Source organism: Ruminiclostridium sufflavum DSM 19573 (assembly GCF_003208175.1).
Classification (GTDB): domain Bacteria; phylum Bacillota; class Clostridia; order Acetivibrionales; family DSM-1351; genus Ruminiclostridium; species Ruminiclostridium sufflavum.
In genome coordinates this window covers 80,990-98,754 of record NZ_QKMR01000002.1, presented here as the reverse complement: position 1 = coordinate 98,754, position 17,765 = coordinate 80,990, and the positions used below count along the sequence as shown (strand labels likewise).

Genomic DNA, 17,765 nt, shown 5'->3' with positions numbered 1-17,765 from the left:
CTCCAATGCTTTTGGCTTTAGCTCCTTTTATACGGGTTATCGTATCATTATTCCGGCAGCGGATTCCTTTAAAAGCTGTGATTATACCTTCACAGCTTTAGCTTTATAAAAACAGTCTCATATACAATCATATTATTCAATTGATTTCTGGAATTTATTTCTCAATCCTATTGTCAGTGCATTTGTAGTAAGCAATATTGCCAGCAGCACTATTATTCCTGCTGCTGCAAGATCCCTAAATTCCTGCTTGGGAAGTCCCATCCAATAATAAATCTGAAGGGGCAAGGCAGTAAATACAGAGGAAACACCGTCAGGAAGCTTTGAAATATATGTTGCCGCACCGACAATAAGCAAAGGCGCACTCTCACCTAAAGCTCTTGATACAGACAGTATCACACCTGTAAATATTCCCGGCAAGGCAGTCGGCACTACTATTTTTCTGATTGTCTGCCATTTTGTTGCTCCAAGTGCATACGAACCATGTCTCAAATACTGCGGAACAGCCTTAATTGCTTCCTGCGACGATACAATAACTATAGGCAGTACTACCAGTGTCATTGTTAAGGCTCCTGAAAGAATGCTCTTGCCAAGCCCCAACGTTCTTACAAAAACAGCCAGGCCCAGCAACCCATATACAATTGACGGAGTACCTGACAAATTTGATACATTTATCTTGATAAACTTTGTAATCCAATTATTTTTAGCGTACTCCTCAAGATATACAGCTGTTCCCAAGCCGATAGGCACCGCAAATACTACAGTTAATCCAATAATCCAGACACTTCCCACTATACCCGGCAATATTCCTGCCTTATTCGGAAATCTCGAAGGAAAGTTTGTAAAGAACTTTCCTGTAAGATACGGAATACCCCTGATAACTATATCGATAAGCAATACCGCTAATACAATTATCCCGATTAATGTTACACAAAATATTACTCCATGGAAAATAGAATTTTTCATTTTTCTATATTTTATATTATTCATAAGCACACCTTCTCTTTTCTTTTTCTAATATTCCTTTCTGTATTTTTCAACTATAAAATTTGATAAAATATTAAGTCCCAGAGTAATTAAAAAAAGCAGCAAGCCTACCGCAAACAGGGAATAATATCCGACTGTTCCGTGAGGATTATCTCCCTGACTGGCCTGAACAATAAATGAAGTCATTGTCTGAACACTCTGCAAAGGATTCAATGTCAGGTTCGGCCTTGCACCTGCAGCAATTGTAACTATCATAGTCTCGCCTATAGCTCTGGAAACAGCAAGAACGAAGGATGCGGCTATACCTGATATAGCCGCGGGCACTACTACTTTCATTGAGGTTTCCATCTTCGTTGACCCTAATGCCAACGCACCTTGCCTCAGGCTGTCGGGAACTGCTCTTAATGCATCCTCGCTTAAAGATGAAACAAGGGGTATTGTCATTATTCCAACAGCTATCCCTGCACTAAGCACATTAAACACCTCTGTTTGCGGTATTAAAAACTGCAAAACGGGAGTTATTGTAGTCAATGCGAAATATCCGAAGACTATCGAAGGAATTCCCGCAAGCACCTCTAATATTGGTTTAATAATCTTCCTGACCCTTCTGTTTGCATATTCACTTAAATATATAGCCGTAAATAATCCAACAGGTATTGCAATTAATGCTGCAATAAAGGTTATTAATAAGGTTCCGCAAATCAGTGGCAAAACGCCAAAGCTGGGCTCGCTGAACAAAGGAGTCCATTCCGTTCCAAAAAGAAATTCCGTTATGGAAATTTCAGAAAAAAATCCGATAGAATCCTTAAGCAAGGATATAACTATACCTATTGTTGTTAAAATTGTTATAACAGCAAATAAAAACAATATATTTTTAGCTATAATATTTGACACTTTCATTCTCTTAATCCTGTTTTTATTTGCGGCTTTTTTATTTGATTCAGTACCGGCAGTATCGCTCATATCTTTCCCTCCCTTTTGGAAAATCAATTACTATCTGCTGAAAACCGATGCTATAAAATACCGTTTTAATGCTTTATCAGATAATGGCTTCATCTGTAATTGACTCTAGTAATAGTATCATTATTATGCAGAAGCTAAAAGCAAACTGCTGTTAATCATTTGTTAATATAATGTTAATTAAGCACCGTATACAAAATTAATACTTATTTGTGATTACTCTGGTTCATTCTTGAAAATTATCATAAATAATTATTTCCTATTAATTTGTTATTTTCCATATATTCTATTATATTTTGCTATTATTCCGGTCTGTATTCAAAAATAATTTCCAAAGGGTATATACTAAAAAATGTAATTGTGTAAATAATATCATATATATTTATTGTTCCGGATTGCGGCAGCTGATACAGATTAAATTTTATATCCCTGTTAACAATAACTTAACATTGACTTAAACCTGCATTAAAAGAATACTGATATCATTTAATTAAATTAAAAATTCATTTGATAAAGGAATAAATATATGACAAATGATTATACAATAATAACAAGGAATCTAGATCTTTTTTACGGAGATTTTCAAGCTCTTAAAAGTGTTTCAATTGAAATTCCCAACAGACAGGTAACAGCCTTTATAGGGCCATCCGGCTGCGGAAAATCAACATTTTTAAAAACCCTCAACAGAATGAATGATCTTGTTTCAAATGTGAAAATAACAGGAGATGTATTTTTTGACGGTTTGAATGTATATAAAGAATATGATATAGTTGAATTGCGGAAAAATATAGGTATGGTATTTCAAAAGCCTAACCCTTTCCCCATGAGTATATATGATAATATTGCTTATGGCCCGCGCATTCATGGGATAAAATCCAAAGCAAAGCTCGATGATATAGTAGAGAAAAGCCTTAGAAACAGTGCCCTCTGGGAAGAGGTAAAGGATAGGCTGAAGCAGAATGCATTGGGATTATCCGGCGGTCAGCAGCAAAGGTTGTGCATAGCAAGAGTTCTTGCTGTGGAACCCGAAGTGGTTTTGATGGATGAGCCGACCTCTGCATTAGATCCTATATCTACTCTAAAAATAGAGGATTTGATTGAAGAGCTGAAAAAGGATTATACAATAGCTATAGTTACCCATAATATGCAGCAGGCAGCCAGAATATCTGACATGACCGCTTTTTTCCTTCATGGAGAAATAATTGAATTTGGAAATACAAATCAATTGTTCAGCAATCCTAAAGATAAAAAAACAGAAGATTATATTACCGGAAGATTCGGTTAAGAGGTGAAAATATAATGGTTAGAAATTCATTTGACAAACAACTTGAGCACTTGCAGGATTTAATGATTAATATGTCCGGTCTCGTTGAGGAGTCCATTGAAAACTCAATAATTGCATTAAAAAATCAAGACCTTGAGCTGGCAAAGCAGGTATTTGAAAATGACAATGTTATAGATGATTTGGAAAACAGAATCGAAAAAATCTGTCTGAATTTAATAGCAAGGCAGCAGCCTTTAGCAAAGGACCTGCGCACAATAAGCACATCCCTGAAAATCATTACCGATTTGGAACGTATAGCGGATCAGGCCGCAGATATTTCCGAAATAACCATAAGAATGGCTGGTATGAAATATTTCTCAGAATTGATTGATATTCCCGTAATGGCTGATTTGGCGAAAAACATGGTAAAAAGAGCCATAGAATGCTATATCAAGCAGGATATAAATCTTGCAAAAACAGTATGTGACAGTGATGATGAAGTTGATGACATGTTTTCAAAGATTGTAATGGAATTGATAAATGTAATTAAAAACAGCCCTGAAACAACAGAGCAAGCCACTGACTTTATGTTTGTCGTAAAGTATCTGGAGCGCATCGGTGATCACGCGACAAATATTGCCGAATGGGTTGTTTACAATGTAACAGGCTCACACGAGCATTTGGCACGTACCAATGAACATAATCCTTTTGAATTTGGGGGACAGAATGTCTAAACATACTATCTTTGTCGTAGAAGACGAAACACATATTCAGCAGTTAATTAAATACAATCTTGAGGCAAACGGCTTTAAGGTTATTGTCTTTGATAACGGTGAAGACTTGTTATCCCACTGTGCCGCCGAAAACATTCCTGATTTATTTATTCTGGATATTATGCTTCCCGGAATCGACGGCTTGGAGGTTTGCAGGAAATTGAGGCAGAACAGCGCCACAAACAATGTTCCTATAATTATGCTTACAGCTAAAAGCGAAGAATTTGATAAGGTTTTAGGCTTAGAACTGGGAGCTGATGACTATATTACCAAGCCCTTCAGTGTCAGAGAGCTGTTAGCCAGAATCAAGGCTTTGTTCAGAAGAATAAATACGGCTAACGAGCCAAAAACCGATAATATTATTTCACAGGCTGATATAACCATCAATTGTACAAGAAGAGAGGTTTACAAAGGCAACAGGCTTATCGAAATGCCTCTTAAAGAGTTTGAGCTTCTAAAAATGCTTATGAGCAACAAGGGCAAAGTCTTGTCAAGGGAGCATCTTCTTGATAAGGTTTGGGGTTTTGATTATTACGGAGAAACAAGAACCGTTGATGTACATATACGGTATTTGAGACAGAAAATTGAAGAAAATGACGAAAACCCTACGCTTATTGAAACCGTCAGAGGCATAGGCTACCGCTTTAATGACAAACAGAGTTAACTTATAAGCAAGAACGTGAAGATAATTTATTTATGTAGAGGTCTGTATATTTAAAACAGTATAATAAAAATATAAAGGGGGCTTCAAATCCAATGCCGCCTCGAAAGTATCCTGATTGTAAGGCATGGACAAATAAATGAAAAATAAAATTGTCAAATATACAATTTTGCTTGTAATAATCGCAATAACTATAGCAGGTATCTTTACTTTTGCAGTATCCCGCTATTTTTATATAACCGAAGTTAAAAACAGCTGCGAAAATATAGCCGTATTACTGGCGTATCAGATTGAACAGCAGGCAGCAGGCTCATCGATAGAGTATGACAATCTTGCTAAAAGCTATGCCAAAATAGTAAGCAGTAAAGATTCCTCTTTGGGAAGCTTTTCCTTTGCCACCAGAATAACAATTATTGATGATGATGGCAAGGTTTTGGGAGATTCTGATTCAAATGCAATTGAAATGGAAAATCACATAAGCAGAAAAGAAATAAAAGCTGCGCTTGATGGTAAATTAGGCTTTGATGAACGCCTGAGCAAAACGCTTAATCTTGATTATATATATATTGCATATCCTGTAAAAAGCAAGAGCATTATTGTGAGGGTTTCTGTTCCTCTTAATCAGATAAACTCAATTAACAAATCCTTTTATCTATATACTATTATCGGAGTACTTGTAGGTCTTTTACTTACTGTCCTTATCGCTGTCAAGGTGTCCGGAATTATCACAGCCCCTCTGAATAAGCTTATAAGCACAACTAAAGAAATTGCCAACGGCAACTACAAAAAAAGAGCAGCTACATCTTCTGACGATGAAATTAAGGAGCTGGCTTGTACTTTTAATGAAATGGCAGATAAGCTTGATAATACTCTATGTGGAATATTAGATAAAAACGTTCGGATAGACACAATAATTAATAGTATGAGAGACGGAATTATAGCAATTGACAAAAATTACAAAATACTTATTATAAACACAAGTGCCTGCGACATTTTCGGGGTAGGCTACGGGCCTGGAATTATCGGCAAAAGCTTACTGGATATTACTAAGAACCCAAAAATCAATTCATTTTTAAAAGATACTATCGAAAATAACGTAGCACTTACAGACGAAATCACTATATTTTCTCCAAGAATGGTAAGTAACTTTATTTATAAGGTTTATACAAATCCCATTAAAAGTGCTGACATCAAGGTGCAAAATGCCGGCGGGGTAATAACCCTGCACAACGTAACCTCTGTTAAGAAGCTGGAACAAATCCGTACTGAATTTGTTTCAAATGTCACCCACGAGCTTAAAACCCCGTTAACCTCTATAAGGGGCTTTGTGGAAACACTTAAAGACGGTGCTATAGAAGATACCGCAGTAGCCATTAAATTTCTGGATATAATTGATATTGAGGCCGAACGGCTATATCATTTAATTAATGATATTCTTCAATTATCTGAAATCGAAATAATGCGCAATGATGAGCATGTATCCCCAAACAGCCTTAATCTTATTGTTGATGATGTTGTTCAATTATTGGAGGCATCAGCAAATAAAAAAAATATTAAGCTTGAAGTTAACATAGAAACAGATATATTAATTTGTATAAACAAGTACAGAATTAAACAGATGCTAATCAATCTTATCGATAATGCAATAAAGTACAATGTTGAAAACGGTGCTGTTTTTATAACAGCAAGTAAGTCAAAAGGGACAACCACTATTTCAGTTAAGGATACCGGCATCGGTATTCCTCAAATACATCATTCCAGAATCTTTGAAAGGTTTTACAGAGTAGATAAAGGACGCTCCAGAAATATGGGAGGAACAGGCTTGGGACTCTCAATAGTAAAACACATTATTAACCTCTATAACGGTGATATCAGTGTAATCAGTGAACCCGGCAAGGGTACTGAATTTATTATACGGCTGCCGTTGTAATTATTTTATATAAAAGCGGTCTTCAATGCTGCTTGCAAAAAATCAAAAACTACCAACCCATTCTATCGGTCGATAGTTTTGTTTTCAAGCTTAAAAAACAATCCGCAGATGCTCATTTGTCTATGTGTAAATTACTATATAATTTTATACAAATTCCCAATTATACATCAAATAAAAGCAGGAGAATTCTCTCCGGCTTTTATTTGGAAGTTTTGCGAAACATGTATATTAAGCAGCTATATCAAGCAAGACTGTTATTACCCCATTACAACCTCAACATTGTGTACCTTGCCATCATCAAAAACAGGAATGATATTTCCTTCAATTTCTTTACCATCAACAGCAAGCTTCTTAACACCCTTTGATACATGATCCGGATTTGCTACAGAAATCTCAAATACAGCATTTCTGAACTTTCTGCTGACCTTATACCCATCCCAATCCTTTGGTATGCAAGGGTCAATCATGAGACCGTTATAATCAGGCTTTATACCCAGTATACTTTGTGATATTACAATAAAATTCCATGCAGCAGTACCTGTAAGCCATGAGTTCTTTGCTTCACCAGGTTTGGCAGCGTCCTTTCCCGCAATCATCTGTGAGTAAACGTAAGGCTCTGTCTTATGAATTTCACTGATTTCCTCTGTATATGCAGGAGCTATCTTTTTATAGTATTCAAAAGCCTTGTCTCCTCTTCCGATTACAGTTTCACCAGCAATAATCCAGGGATTGTTGTGACAGAAAATACCTGCATTTTCTTTGTATCCTGCGGGATATGTTGATATTTCGCCCATATTTATGTAGTATTTAGTAAAGGCAGGATTATTCAAAACCAAACCATAGGGGGTATCCAGATATTTCTTTGCAGAGTCAAGAGCCTTTTCAACATAACCCTTGTCAACACCTATTCCGGCCATTGAACAGAAGCCCTGTGACTCTATAAATATCTTGCCTTCTTCATTTTCATGGCTGCCTATCTTTTGTCCGTAGTCATCGTAAGCACGAATAAACCATTCTCCATCCCAGCCATATTTAAGAACAACCTCATTCATCCTGTCAACTTCTTGTTGTGCCTTTTCAGCTTCATCTGCTTTACCTGTCAATTCGCACAGCTTAACATATTCCGGTCCGTAGAATACAAACATTCCCGCAATAAAAACAGATTCAGCAACCTTTCCGTCCTTGCTGGTTGTTGTCTGGAAGGATTCACCCGGAGTATTTGAGAAGCAGTTCAGATTCAAGCAGTCATTCCAGTCTGCTCTTCCTATTAACGGCAATCCATGGGGTCCTAAATTATTGACAACATGATAGAAGGAACGCTTTAAGTGCTCAAATAATGTTGCCATATTATTTTCATCATTGTCAAAAGGCACCAATTCATTGAGTATGCCCATATCACCGGTTTCCTTAATATAAGCGGCAACGCCGGCTATTAACCATAGAGGATCATCATTGAAGTTTCCTCCTATTTCATCATTTCCTTTTTTGGTCAAAGGCTGATACTGGTGGTAAGCTCCTCCTGTTTCAAACTGAGTTGCAGCAATGTCAAGTATCCTCTCTCTTGCTCTGTCAGGTATCTGATGAACAAATCCCAATAAATCCTGATTGGAATCTCTGAATCCCATCCCTCTGCCTATACCTGTTTCAAAATATGACGCACTTCTTGACATATTGAAGGTAACCATACACTGATACTGGTTCCATATATTAACCATTCTGCAGAGCTTTTCATCCTTGTGCTCAAGCTTGTACTGAGTAAACAGGTTATTCCATGAATTCTGCATTTCATCAAAAGCCGCCTGAACTGCAGCCGGATTTCCTTTGGCTTCAATCATTGCATAAGCTTTCTTTTTGTTTATTACTCCCTTGCTTTCCCACTTGTCATCTTCTTCATTCTCAACATATCCAAGTATAAAATCATATTCTTTCTCTTCACCCGGCTTCAGCTCAACAGTAATACAGTGAGATGCCATTGGTCCCCATCCGTGGGCAATTGTATTTGCCGGTTCTCCGCTTACCGGCACCTGAGGATTCTCAAATCCGTTATACAATCCTACAAACGTGTCTCTGTCTGTATCAAATCCGGTTAAATCAGCATTTACCGAATAGAACGCAAAATGATTTCTTCTCTCTTTATATTCCGTTTTGTGGTAAATAACAGACTTTTCTACTTCAACCTCACCTGTGCTGAGATTTCTTTGATAGTTTGTCTGGTCATCCTGCGCATTCCACAAGCAAAACTCAATACACGAAAACAGCTTCAAGCTCTTATTTTCACCTGTTGTATTCTTTATTCTCACTCTATGAAGTTCCCCGTTGAAATTCAACGGTACAAAGAACAGCACCTCAGAGCTTATACCATTCTTACTTCCTGTTATTTTAGTATACCCCATGCCATGCCTGCACTCATAACTGTCCAAATCAGCTTTAACAGGTGACCAGCCCGGTGACCATAAGGTTCCGTTGTCATTGATATAGAAGTATCTTCCGCCCATATCAATTGGTACATTGTTATACCTGTATCTGGTTATTCTGCGTAAACGCGCGTCTTTATAAAAGCAATATCCCCCCGCAGTATTTGAAATTAATGAGAAGAACTCTTGAGTACCTAAATAATTTATCCAAGGATATGGCGTTTTGGGAGTAGTAATTACATATTCTTTGTTTTGATCATCAAAAAATCCGTATTTCATGTTTTTAGCTCCTCTTTAATATTTATTTAATAATTTATAATGTCAACAAAGAATTTACTTCTTTGCACATGTCTCTCTAATAACCATTTTTGTATTATAACTATAGCTTTTAAAACCCTTTCCGGTCTTTTGTATATTTGAAATCAGTTCCTTAACCGTTTTTTCGGCAATATCGAATATAGGCGTTTCCACTGTTGTAAGTGAAGGCTTTACCAAGGATGCAAGTGTAATATTGTCGAAACCTATTATCGATATATCTTCTGGAACCCTGATGTTGTTTTCTTTAAATAATTCTATTGCCGTTATAGCCATATCATCATTTGATGAAAATATAGCGGATGGCAATCTCCCCTTGCTTATTAGTGCATGTACCTCATTGGAGGTTTTAGATTTGATAAAGTCACCATGAAGTACAAACTGATCATTAATTTCTAAATTATGCTTTTTCATTGTATCAAAAAAAGCTTTATACCTCTGTCTGCCTGAATATGTAGTCATTCTGCCTGCTAACAGACCAATATCCGTATGCCCCAATTCAATCAGATATTCAACAGCCGCAGCAGCTCCCTCATAATCTCTTGAGCCTACCAATATTAAATTCTCATTTTCAGCTTTATTCTTGCGTATTTCTTCGGCGTCATAATCTATTAATGCTATAGGACAGCCCTTTTTTGAAATTTTGATTAATGTCTCTGCTTCCTTTTCTGTTCCCAGAACTATTCCGCCGTCTATTCTTTTTTGTAAAAATATCTCATTAACCCGACTATAATCACTTTCACAGTAGATAATATTAATTAAGACATAATAGCCTCTTGAATTGGCACAATCCACAATTGCATTTGTGAATTGATTAAAATAATCATTTTTATAAAGCCTGTTTGGATTTTCTGCATCTGCAATACTCACAACAAATAACCCGATGGTATCACTCTTTTTACCGGCAAGAACCCTTGCACATGTATTAGGCTGATAATTATACTTTTCTATTACCTCAAGAACCTTTTTCTTTGTCTCATCCGGTACATTCGTATAGTTATTTATTACTCTGGAAACAGTGCTTCTTGACACTCCTGCAATTTTTGCAATCTCTTCACTTTTCATATTAATAAAACCTTTTATCCTCTATAAACATTAACATAATTATACCATTAGTTATATTTATTTAAAATGGGGCTAACGCTATTCTTAGCGGCTAGCCCCATTTTTTTGTTCAGCTGCTATCTGTCAAAATGTCGACCGGATAAAAAGCTGTTCATTTTTAATTAAATCTTACTTGTTTGCTGCAACAAATTCATCAACCTGCTTCTGCATTTCATCAATAGCTGCTTTCAAACCAGCTGCTTCCAATTTAGCAGTAAACTTAGGAACAACTGTTGCAGGATCAACCTTACCAGTTTCAAGACCAGGCATGAACTGCTTCTTAACAGCTGTTAATGCAGCAATCTGAGTCTTAACATTTTCAGTATTGAATGTGAAGCCAAGTATTGGTGATGCTACAGAACTAGCATTGTACTCTTTAAACTTAGTCCACTTCTGTGGGTCTTCAGTTGTAAATAAGTAAGTGTTGAACTGGTTAGCAAACAACCACTGCAAGCTGTTATTGTAGTTATCCTTACCAGCTTGAGTCTGTTCGATTGTAGTATCGTTAACCTTTGTATAGTGAGTTCCTTCGATACCATAGTTAACTAAGTTACAGAGGAAAGCATCATTGTTCATTAATTCAAGGAACATAAGAGCTCTTTCTGGATTTGGTGAAGTCTTTGAAATAGCCTGCATTGAACCAGTCATTTCACGAGTAGTTGCTCTTGGAGGAGTTATATCAATCTGTGTCCAGTTAACTCCGTCAGAAATTGACTGTTCTGCATCCTTACCAGGCTTCAAGGAAGCTGTAGTTGCAAATACCTTACCTGCTTTTCTAGCTGGTGCATAGTCTGTGATAGTATCAGCATCTTTTCTGATATATCCGGCTTTGTACCATTTGTTAAGTGTCTGGAACAATGACATAGCTTCAGCAGTAGCAAAGTCATTAACAACCTTTGTATCTCTTCCGTCGCCATATATAGCGCCTGGAACGTTATCATCAACTAACTTTTCAAAGTCAAGAACTCTGTAAGCTGATTCTCCAGTAAGAGTCTGGAATGCTTCAACTCCGTTTGCTCCTTCTTTTTCTTTGATAATCTTAAGTGCTGGCTCTAAATCTTCGAATTTCTTTATTGTTGACAAGTCGATTCCGTATTTATCTGCCATATCCTTGTTAATCAAGAAGCCCCAGTTGTGAGCCATTTCCTTGTTAGTAGGAATAGCGTACAATTTACCGTTGATTGAAGCACCCTTTATAACTTTTTCTCCGAGTAATTCCTTTGTCTTTGGAGCATATTTGTCCATAAGCGGAGTAAGATCTACAAATGCGCCTTTAGGTGCATTCTGCTGATAGTTACAAGCCCAGTTTGAAGTGAATGTGATATCAAACTTTTCACCTGACTGAATTTTAGCACTCATCTTGTTTTCGAAATCGTCACCCCAAGTAAAGATGTTAAGCTTTAGAGTAGCGTTAATTTTGGGCTGCAAATACTTATTAACTTCTGCTAAAACTTTGTCCATGTCATTAGGCTGACCATTACCTACAACGTACCATTGTAATTCTACTGGATCAAGTGTTTCTGTTCCAGTTGATGCAGATGTGTCAACAGCTGAGTTAGTTGCTGTTGATGGAGAAGCCTCTTCTGTCTTTCCACATCCAGCTATCATCGAGATAGCCATACAAGTAACCAAAGCTAAACCTATTAGTCTCTTTGCCTTTTGCATTGTGAACCTCCTTAAATTATAAATATATTTATTGCTATCCATACTTAATGTATGGTATTAGCCTTTAACAGCACCAACAGTCAAACCTTTTACAAAATACTTCTGGAAGAACGGATACGCTATTATAATAGGACCTATTGCCAGAGTACACATTGCCATACGGGCTGTCTCTGACGGCAGATTTGCAAGTGCCTGTGAGCCCTGCGGCAGGTTTGCTGCCTGTGACAAGTACTGAATAGCGGCGAGAGTCTTATATAACAAGTACTGCAAGTTAAATAAGTTTGCATCGTCAACGAACATAAGCGGTAAATACCAGTCATTCCAGTATTGCAGACATTGAAACAATCCAACTGTTGCAAGTCCTGCTTTTGCCAGAGGTAAAACTATCTGTATAAAAATTCTGAACTCTCCTGCACCGTCAATCTTTGCTGATTCAATGAGTGAATCCGGAACATTTGTCTGATAGAAAGTTCTCATTATCATTACATACCATGCATTGGCAAGGCTGGGAACAATCAATGCAAATATTGTATTGTTCATATGAAGTATATTTACATATACCATATACCATGGAACCAAACCGCCGTTAAATATCATTGTAAAAAACACTATAAAAGCGAACTTATTTCTGTGCTTGAAATCTTTTCTCGATATTACATATGAGAACATGGCAATTATTGCAAGACTGACCAATGTTCCGACTATTGTTACAAAAATAGAAATCCCATAGGCTCTGAATATTGCCTCACCGGTTTTTACAACCCATTTATAAGCTTCTAAGCTGAAAACCTTCGGAATAAAATTGTAACCATGTACTGTAATAGTCTTTTCATCCGTAAAGGATATGCCTATTATCAAAACAAGCGGCACAATACAGCATAGTGCATATATTATAAAAATTAAATTAAAAGCTCCATTCCAAAAAGGCTTAATATCATTTAATTTATTTACCGTAGTTATTTGTACATCATCTTTATGCTTCATGTCTCTTCCCCCCCTTAGAATAATGCCTGTTCCGGATCAATTTTTCTAACAATAAGGTTAGAAATCATTACCAGAACAAATCCGCATACAGACTGATATAAACCTGACGCTGATGCCATTCCGACATCATTCAAATTACGCAACGCATTGTACACGTATGTGTCAATAGTCTGTGTTGTATCATATAACGCACCTGTATTCCTTGGTACCTGGAAGAACAATCCAAAATCTGAATAAAATACTTTACCTACCGCTAAAAGAGTAAGTATTATCATTAATGTCTTAAGCAACGGAATTGTAATACTTCTGATTTGCTGCCATTTTGATGCGCCGTCAACAATTGCGGCCTCATAAAATTCCTGATCAATGCCGGCTATAGCAGCTATATATATAACCGTGTTATATCCGGTTAACTTCCATATATTAACGAATGTTAATATGAACGGCCACTTCATAGGATCTGCATACCAGCTTACCTCCTGCATGCCAAGAGCCGGAAGCAGTGACTTGTTGACAAAACCTTTTTCCTCGCCAAATAGTGCAAATACTATGTAGCTGACTACTATCCAAGACATGAAATATGGTAACAACATGCTTGCCTGATAAAACTTAGATAAGAATTTGTTCTTAATCTCATTTAAAAGAATTGCAAAAAATACTGATACTACCAAGCCAAGAAATATAAATATAAAATTATACCCTAAAGTGTTTCTTGTAATAGTAAAAGCATCCGGTGTTGCCGTGAAAAATTCAAAGTTCCTGAAGCCAACCCAATCACTTAAAAAAAAGTTCTCAAAGAAATTGTTTCCGTGATATTGGTAATTCTTGAATGCAATTAACACGCCCGCCATCGGTAAATAGTTATTAAAAAACAAAACAACCAACAGAGGGAGCATCATAACATAAAGCACCTTGTTTTTTACTATATCTCTCAAAAAGCCGGTCTTTTTCTTGGCTTTTAAGGGAACAGCTGCTTCTTTTACTTCAGTTCGAGTTACTCCCATAGCTACTATGCCACCCTTCATTATATGTAATATGTGATATATCAAAAACAGGCGTTCACAAAGAATATTACGACTATGCCCGCTTTGCTATATATATATATTAATAAATTGAAGCCAATCGCAAAATAGACCAACTTGCTTTAATGTGCAATATCTTGTCAACAACTCCGAACAATATTGAACAACAAAATATTACACCAGCCTTACATTTAGTTCACAATTTATTTTCAAAATATTGATAATTTCTTTTTCAGCTAATAAATAAAGTCTCCTTGTACTCCGATGGTGTCATCCCGGAATATTTTTTAAATATTTTTGAAAAGTAATGAGGATCAGGTATACCAACCATTTCGGCTACTTCATATGTCTTGTATTTAACATCCTTTAATAACTCCTTTGCCTTTTCAATGCGGACATCGTTAAGATAATCAACAAAGCTTATCCCCAGTTCTTTTTTAAACATCCGGCTGATGTAAAATGTACTGACATAAATATTTTCCGCAACTTCATTAAGTGTAACCTGCTCATTATAATGCTCATGAATATAATCAATAGCTTTTCTGAGTATAAGCTTCAAGCTCTTATTATTAAAGCTATTAACTCTTGATGAGATTCTCATTGATACTTCTTCCAATAGTGAATTCAGCTCATCCACACTGTCACATTTGTCTATCAGCTTTAACAGGCTTGCTATGTCTCTGCCCTCTTCGTGTTTTTTATCCGCATCAATGGCAAGAACAGAAATCCTGATATTATTTATTGAGGACAAGGTACTGTAGTAATAGTTTTTCAGATAGCTTAGATTTATATTGTTTGTATTAACATACTTAGATATGTTTTGTGTAATGACCTTGACTAATTCATTATTTCCCGATTTGATACTTTCAAGCAATTGCTTTTGGTATTTTTCCAGTGCAGAATAATCATCATATCTGAAAAAAGAATTCAAATCACTGTACTGTATAATTGAGTTATTTCCGATATAGCTTTTATATTCAAGGGAACCCAAGCATTCTCTCAGCTTATCCGTCAGCTCCATTGCAGAAGTACCATTTGAGCTTACAGCAATAGTAACTGTAAACCCGAATCCATTGTTTATAACTTCCTGAAGGTATCCGCATTTTTCACTCACCTCGGCAATATCTATGGGAGACTTATTGGGCTGCTGGATAATAAAGCCAACTCGGCTTGTGTTGAGCATAATGCTTATTACCTCATATTTTTCTGCAAATATCTCTTCGAAGGAGTTTACTATACCAAATTGGCACAAATGTTTGTCGTATTGGGAGCCTTCCGGCTTTTCCTCAAAGTCATTCTCCATAATTACAAGAACAAAATTATTTATTTTCAAGTCAAAAAGCTTCATTTTTTCTTCGATTTCATCTTCATTGGTATTAATGCCATAAATAATATCATATAATAACTTTTCTCTCAGCACCGGTATGCTTTGTTCATACAACCGTTTGAACTTGTCTACTTCCAAATGCTTAAGCTTCTGTTCGTTAAACTCTTTTACCGCTTTGGATAAAACATTTGTAAGCTCCTCTATCTTTGTAGGCTTTAATAAAAAATCGAAAGCCCCGCACTTTATTGCTTCATGTACATAATCAAAATCCCTGAAGCCTGTTAAAATTATTATTTTTGCGTTAGGTACTACTATTTTTACCTGCTTAATCATACTTATTCCGTCTAAACCGGGCATACGAATATCAGTAATAATAATATCAGGACGATGCTGCTTTATGAGCTCCAAGCCCTCAATGCCGTCGCAGGCATCAGCGCACACCTCGCAATCAAGATGCTTCCAGTTAATTATATTTTTTATTCCCTTTCTCATAATTGATTCATCGTCAATTATTAGAACCTTGTACATAATAGCCCTCCTTGGTATTGTGAATCTGAACAGGCAAAGTTACAGACACCTTTGTGTAGATGTATACTTTACTCTCTATCTTTAGTCCGTAATTTTCTCCATAAAAAAGCTTTATCCTTCTATTGACATTCTCAATTCCAATGCTCTTGTTTTTTTTGCTGCTGAGGGATTTAAAGTAAGTATTGTTATCCAAGTTCATTTCATTATTAAGCTTTGCCAATTCCTCAGATGAAATTCCTGTGCCATTATCAATTACCTCAATTGTTATCAAACCATCCTTTATATTTGCAACAAGTGTTATAATTCCTTTTCCTCTGTTGTTCTCCACTCCATGATAAACAGCGTTTTCAATCAGCGGTTGAATAAGCAGCCTCGGGATTTTAACATACAGAACCTGTGGATCAACCTCTTTAATAAGGGTAATTTTATCTTCAAATCTCCTTTTTAGCAATGAAATATATTTGTCTATATATATAAATTCTTCTTCAATTGTAATGAGCCTGTCATCACGTCCTATACTTATGTCTAACAAAGTTGACAGATCGGAGACCGTATCACTTATTTCCGGTACATTGTTCAATTGAGCCATCCAGTTGATAGACTCCAGTGTATTAAACAGAAAATGAGGATTTATCTGAGACTGCAATGCTTTTATTTCAGCCTCTTTTCGGGTTAGCTGCTCTCTGTATATCCAATTAACCAGATGGTCCATTTCCTTTGTCATAGTGTTAAAGGTTTTTTGCAAAAAGCCAAGCTCATCATTTCTGTCAATTTCAATATAGCTGCTGGAAATCTTGTCTATGTTCATTCCCTTCATAGCATTAACCAATTGGTTTATAGGCTTAATCATATCAAATGATACAAAAAAGCTGACAATTGAAAGCAGCAAAATAGCTACAAGGCATATCAGTATCATACTGGTTCTAAGACCTTCAACATCCACATACAGCTGCTTTAACGGTATGTATGTGGCTATTCTCCATCTTAAATCATTTAAGGTTCTTGAAGCAATAAATATCTTGTCCTTGCCATTAATACCATTGGGTGTTTCTTGTATTGCTTCGGCATACTTGTTAAAGGAATCATAATTCCTGCAGTATATAATAGTGCCCTCAGGCGAAATAATTGTCAGGTTCATCATAAGCTCAGACTCCGGTCCTCCAAGAGCAGCTTCAAAACATGCTTTGTCAATTTGAGCAACTGATAGTCCCATCTCTTTGTAGTTGTCCTTATTATAAATCATTTTTACCAGATATGCATTTTCATCAGCATCAAAAAACCAAACCGTACTGCCTCCTGCCTTTCTGGCCAGCTGCTGTATCTCAGTATAATTTTGCAGAACTACAGATTTTATATCCGATTCCAAACTGCTCCTGTCATATTCGATAACTCTTACTGTATTTGTGACAATACACATGGCAGACACTTCGGTTCTTGTTGGAATTATCTGCTGAAATGCATTAATTATGTGACTTCTGACTTCATAATCCTGCAGCTTATTTATGCCGTTACCGTCATAATTAAGTAATGCTGAATATATTCCCTCATCATTGCTTAAGTCCTGAGATATTATATTCAGATTATTTATTGTATCTTGAAGTCTGAGCTCCACAAGACTCAGCAATTCATTTGAATAGGACTTTGATTTTTCAACTATTAAATTTTCAGAGGTTTTAAAGCTAAAATATCCAATAAAAATAAGTGGTATAAGAATTTGTATATATAGAATCAAAAACATCTTTTTCTTTATAGAAATATTCCTATAAAAACGAATAACGCTTAATATTTTCCATGTCAGTCCGGATGTAACCTTATTTATCATATTTACCTCAGA

At 36.2% G+C, this 17,765-nt stretch carries 13 protein-coding genes; 4 read left to right on the top strand and 9 right to left on the bottom strand.

Translation table 11 applies throughout. From position 1 onward, the window contains the following. Positions 1–132: 132 nt before the first annotated feature. Positions 133–987 carry a phosphate ABC transporter permease PstA gene (gene pstA, locus LY28_RS01765; protein ID WP_110460457.1) on the bottom strand — a complete coding sequence of 285 codons (855 nt, stop codon included), beginning with the start codon at positions 985–987 and terminating at the stop codon, positions 133–135. Between the two features lie 24 nt (positions 988–1,011). Beyond that, entirely contained in the window at positions 1,012–1,947 is a 936-nt protein-coding gene (pstC, locus tag LY28_RS01760; protein ID WP_110460456.1) for a phosphate ABC transporter permease subunit PstC, read from the bottom strand. A gap of 523 nt (positions 1,948–2,470) precedes the next feature. Between pstC and pstB the strand changes: the two genes are divergently transcribed. From pstB to pnpS, 4 genes are all read left to right on the top strand, one after another. Further along, positions 2,471–3,229 carry a phosphate ABC transporter ATP-binding protein PstB gene (gene pstB, locus LY28_RS01755; protein ID WP_110460455.1) on the top strand — a complete coding sequence of 253 codons (759 nt, stop codon included), beginning with the start codon at positions 2,471–2,473 and terminating at the stop codon, positions 3,227–3,229. Between the two features lie 14 nt (positions 3,230–3,243). Then, positions 3,244–3,942 carry a phosphate signaling complex protein PhoU gene (gene phoU / locus LY28_RS01750; protein ID WP_110460454.1) on the top strand — a complete coding sequence of 233 codons (699 nt, stop codon included), beginning with the start codon at positions 3,244–3,246 and terminating at the stop codon, positions 3,940–3,942. After that, a complete protein-coding gene (locus LY28_RS01745) occupies positions 3,935–4,645 on the top strand; it encodes a winged helix-turn-helix domain-containing protein (RefSeq protein ID WP_110460453.1) in 711 nt (236 codons plus the stop codon). The genes phoU and LY28_RS01745 overlap by 8 nt, the downstream gene beginning before the upstream one ends. 136 nt (positions 4,646–4,781) lie before the next feature. Continuing rightward, positions 4,782–6,572: a two-component system histidine kinase PnpS gene (gene pnpS, locus LY28_RS01740; RefSeq protein ID WP_110460452.1), complete on the top strand. Its 1,791-nt coding sequence runs from the start codon at positions 4,782–4,784 to the stop codon at positions 6,570–6,572. A gap of 257 nt (positions 6,573–6,829) precedes the next feature. On the opposite strand, the gene LY28_RS01735 is transcribed toward pnpS, so the two are convergent. The 7 genes from LY28_RS01735 to LY28_RS01705 all read right to left on the bottom strand — a co-directional run bounded on the left by LY28_RS01735 (position 6,830) and on the right by LY28_RS01705 (position 17,753). Continuing rightward, positions 6,830–9,265, bottom strand: a complete 2,436-nt coding sequence (locus tag LY28_RS01735; RefSeq protein WP_110460451.1) for a glycoside hydrolase family 94 protein — start codon at positions 9,263–9,265, stop codon at positions 6,830–6,832. A 54-nt stretch (positions 9,266–9,319) separates the two neighbouring features. Further along, complete coding sequence (locus tag LY28_RS01730; RefSeq protein WP_110460450.1) at positions 9,320–10,366, bottom strand: LacI family DNA-binding transcriptional regulator; 1,047 nt, start codon at positions 10,364–10,366, stop codon at positions 9,320–9,322. Between the two features lie 168 nt (positions 10,367–10,534). After that, entirely contained in the window at positions 10,535–12,070 is a 1,536-nt protein-coding gene (locus tag LY28_RS01725) for an ABC transporter substrate-binding protein (protein ID WP_110460449.1), read from the bottom strand. A 57-nt stretch (positions 12,071–12,127) separates the two neighbouring features. Further along, a complete protein-coding gene (locus LY28_RS01720; RefSeq protein WP_110460448.1) occupies positions 12,128–13,054 on the bottom strand; it encodes a carbohydrate ABC transporter permease in 927 nt (308 codons plus the stop codon). A gap of 14 nt (positions 13,055–13,068) precedes the next feature. Further along, complete coding sequence (locus LY28_RS01715) at positions 13,069–14,058, bottom strand: ABC transporter permease (protein WP_207658044.1); 990 nt, start codon at positions 14,056–14,058, stop codon at positions 13,069–13,071. Between the two features lie 250 nt (positions 14,059–14,308). Then, the gene (locus tag LY28_RS01710) at positions 14,309–15,931 is read right to left on the bottom strand and encodes a response regulator (protein ID WP_110460447.1); all 1,623 of its coding nucleotides are present in this window, start codon (positions 15,929–15,931) and stop codon (positions 14,309–14,311) included. After that, positions 15,909–17,753: a sensor histidine kinase gene (locus tag LY28_RS01705; protein WP_110460446.1), complete on the bottom strand. Its 1,845-nt coding sequence runs from the start codon at positions 17,751–17,753 to the stop codon at positions 15,909–15,911. Before LY28_RS01705 ends, LY28_RS01710 begins: the two co-directional genes overlap by 23 nt. Between the last annotated feature and the right edge of the window lie 12 nt (positions 17,754–17,765).

Excerpts from the sequence above, each read along its gene's own strand:
- LY28_RS01710 (WP_110460447.1), bottom strand. The coding sequence starts at position 15,931 with ATGTACAAGGTTCTAATAATTGACGATGAATCAATTATGAGAAAGGGA.
- pstA (WP_110460457.1), bottom strand. The coding sequence starts at position 987 with ATGAATAATATAAAATATAGAAAAATGAAAAATTCTATTTTCCATGGA.
- pstC (WP_110460456.1), bottom strand. The coding sequence starts at position 1,947 with ATGAGCGATACTGCCGGTACTGAATCAAATAAAAAAGCCGCAAATAAA.
- LY28_RS01745 (WP_110460453.1), top strand. The coding sequence starts at position 3,935 with ATGTCTAAACATACTATCTTTGTCGTAGAAGACGAAACACATATTCAG.
- LY28_RS01705 (WP_110460446.1), bottom strand. The coding sequence starts at position 17,753 with ATGATAAATAAGGTTACATCCGGACTGACATGGAAAATATTAAGCGTT.
- LY28_RS01735 (WP_110460451.1), bottom strand. The coding sequence starts at position 9,265 with ATGAAATACGGATTTTTTGATGATCAAAACAAAGAATATGTAATTACT.
- phoU (WP_110460454.1), top strand. The coding sequence starts at position 3,244 with ATGGTTAGAAATTCATTTGACAAACAACTTGAGCACTTGCAGGATTTA.
- LY28_RS01730 (WP_110460450.1), bottom strand. The coding sequence starts at position 10,366 with ATGAAAAGTGAAGAGATTGCAAAAATTGCAGGAGTGTCAAGAAGCACT.
- pnpS (WP_110460452.1), top strand. The coding sequence starts at position 4,782 with ATGAAAAATAAAATTGTCAAATATACAATTTTGCTTGTAATAATCGCA.
- LY28_RS01715 (WP_207658044.1), bottom strand. The coding sequence starts at position 14,058 with ATGGGAGTAACTCGAACTGAAGTAAAAGAAGCAGCTGTTCCCTTAAAA.
- pstB (WP_110460455.1), top strand. The coding sequence starts at position 2,471 with ATGACAAATGATTATACAATAATAACAAGGAATCTAGATCTTTTTTAC.
- LY28_RS01725 (WP_110460449.1), bottom strand. The coding sequence starts at position 12,070 with ATGCAAAAGGCAAAGAGACTAATAGGTTTAGCTTTGGTTACTTGTATG.
- LY28_RS01720 (WP_110460448.1), bottom strand. The coding sequence starts at position 13,054 with ATGAAGCATAAAGATGATGTACAAATAACTACGGTAAATAAATTAAAT.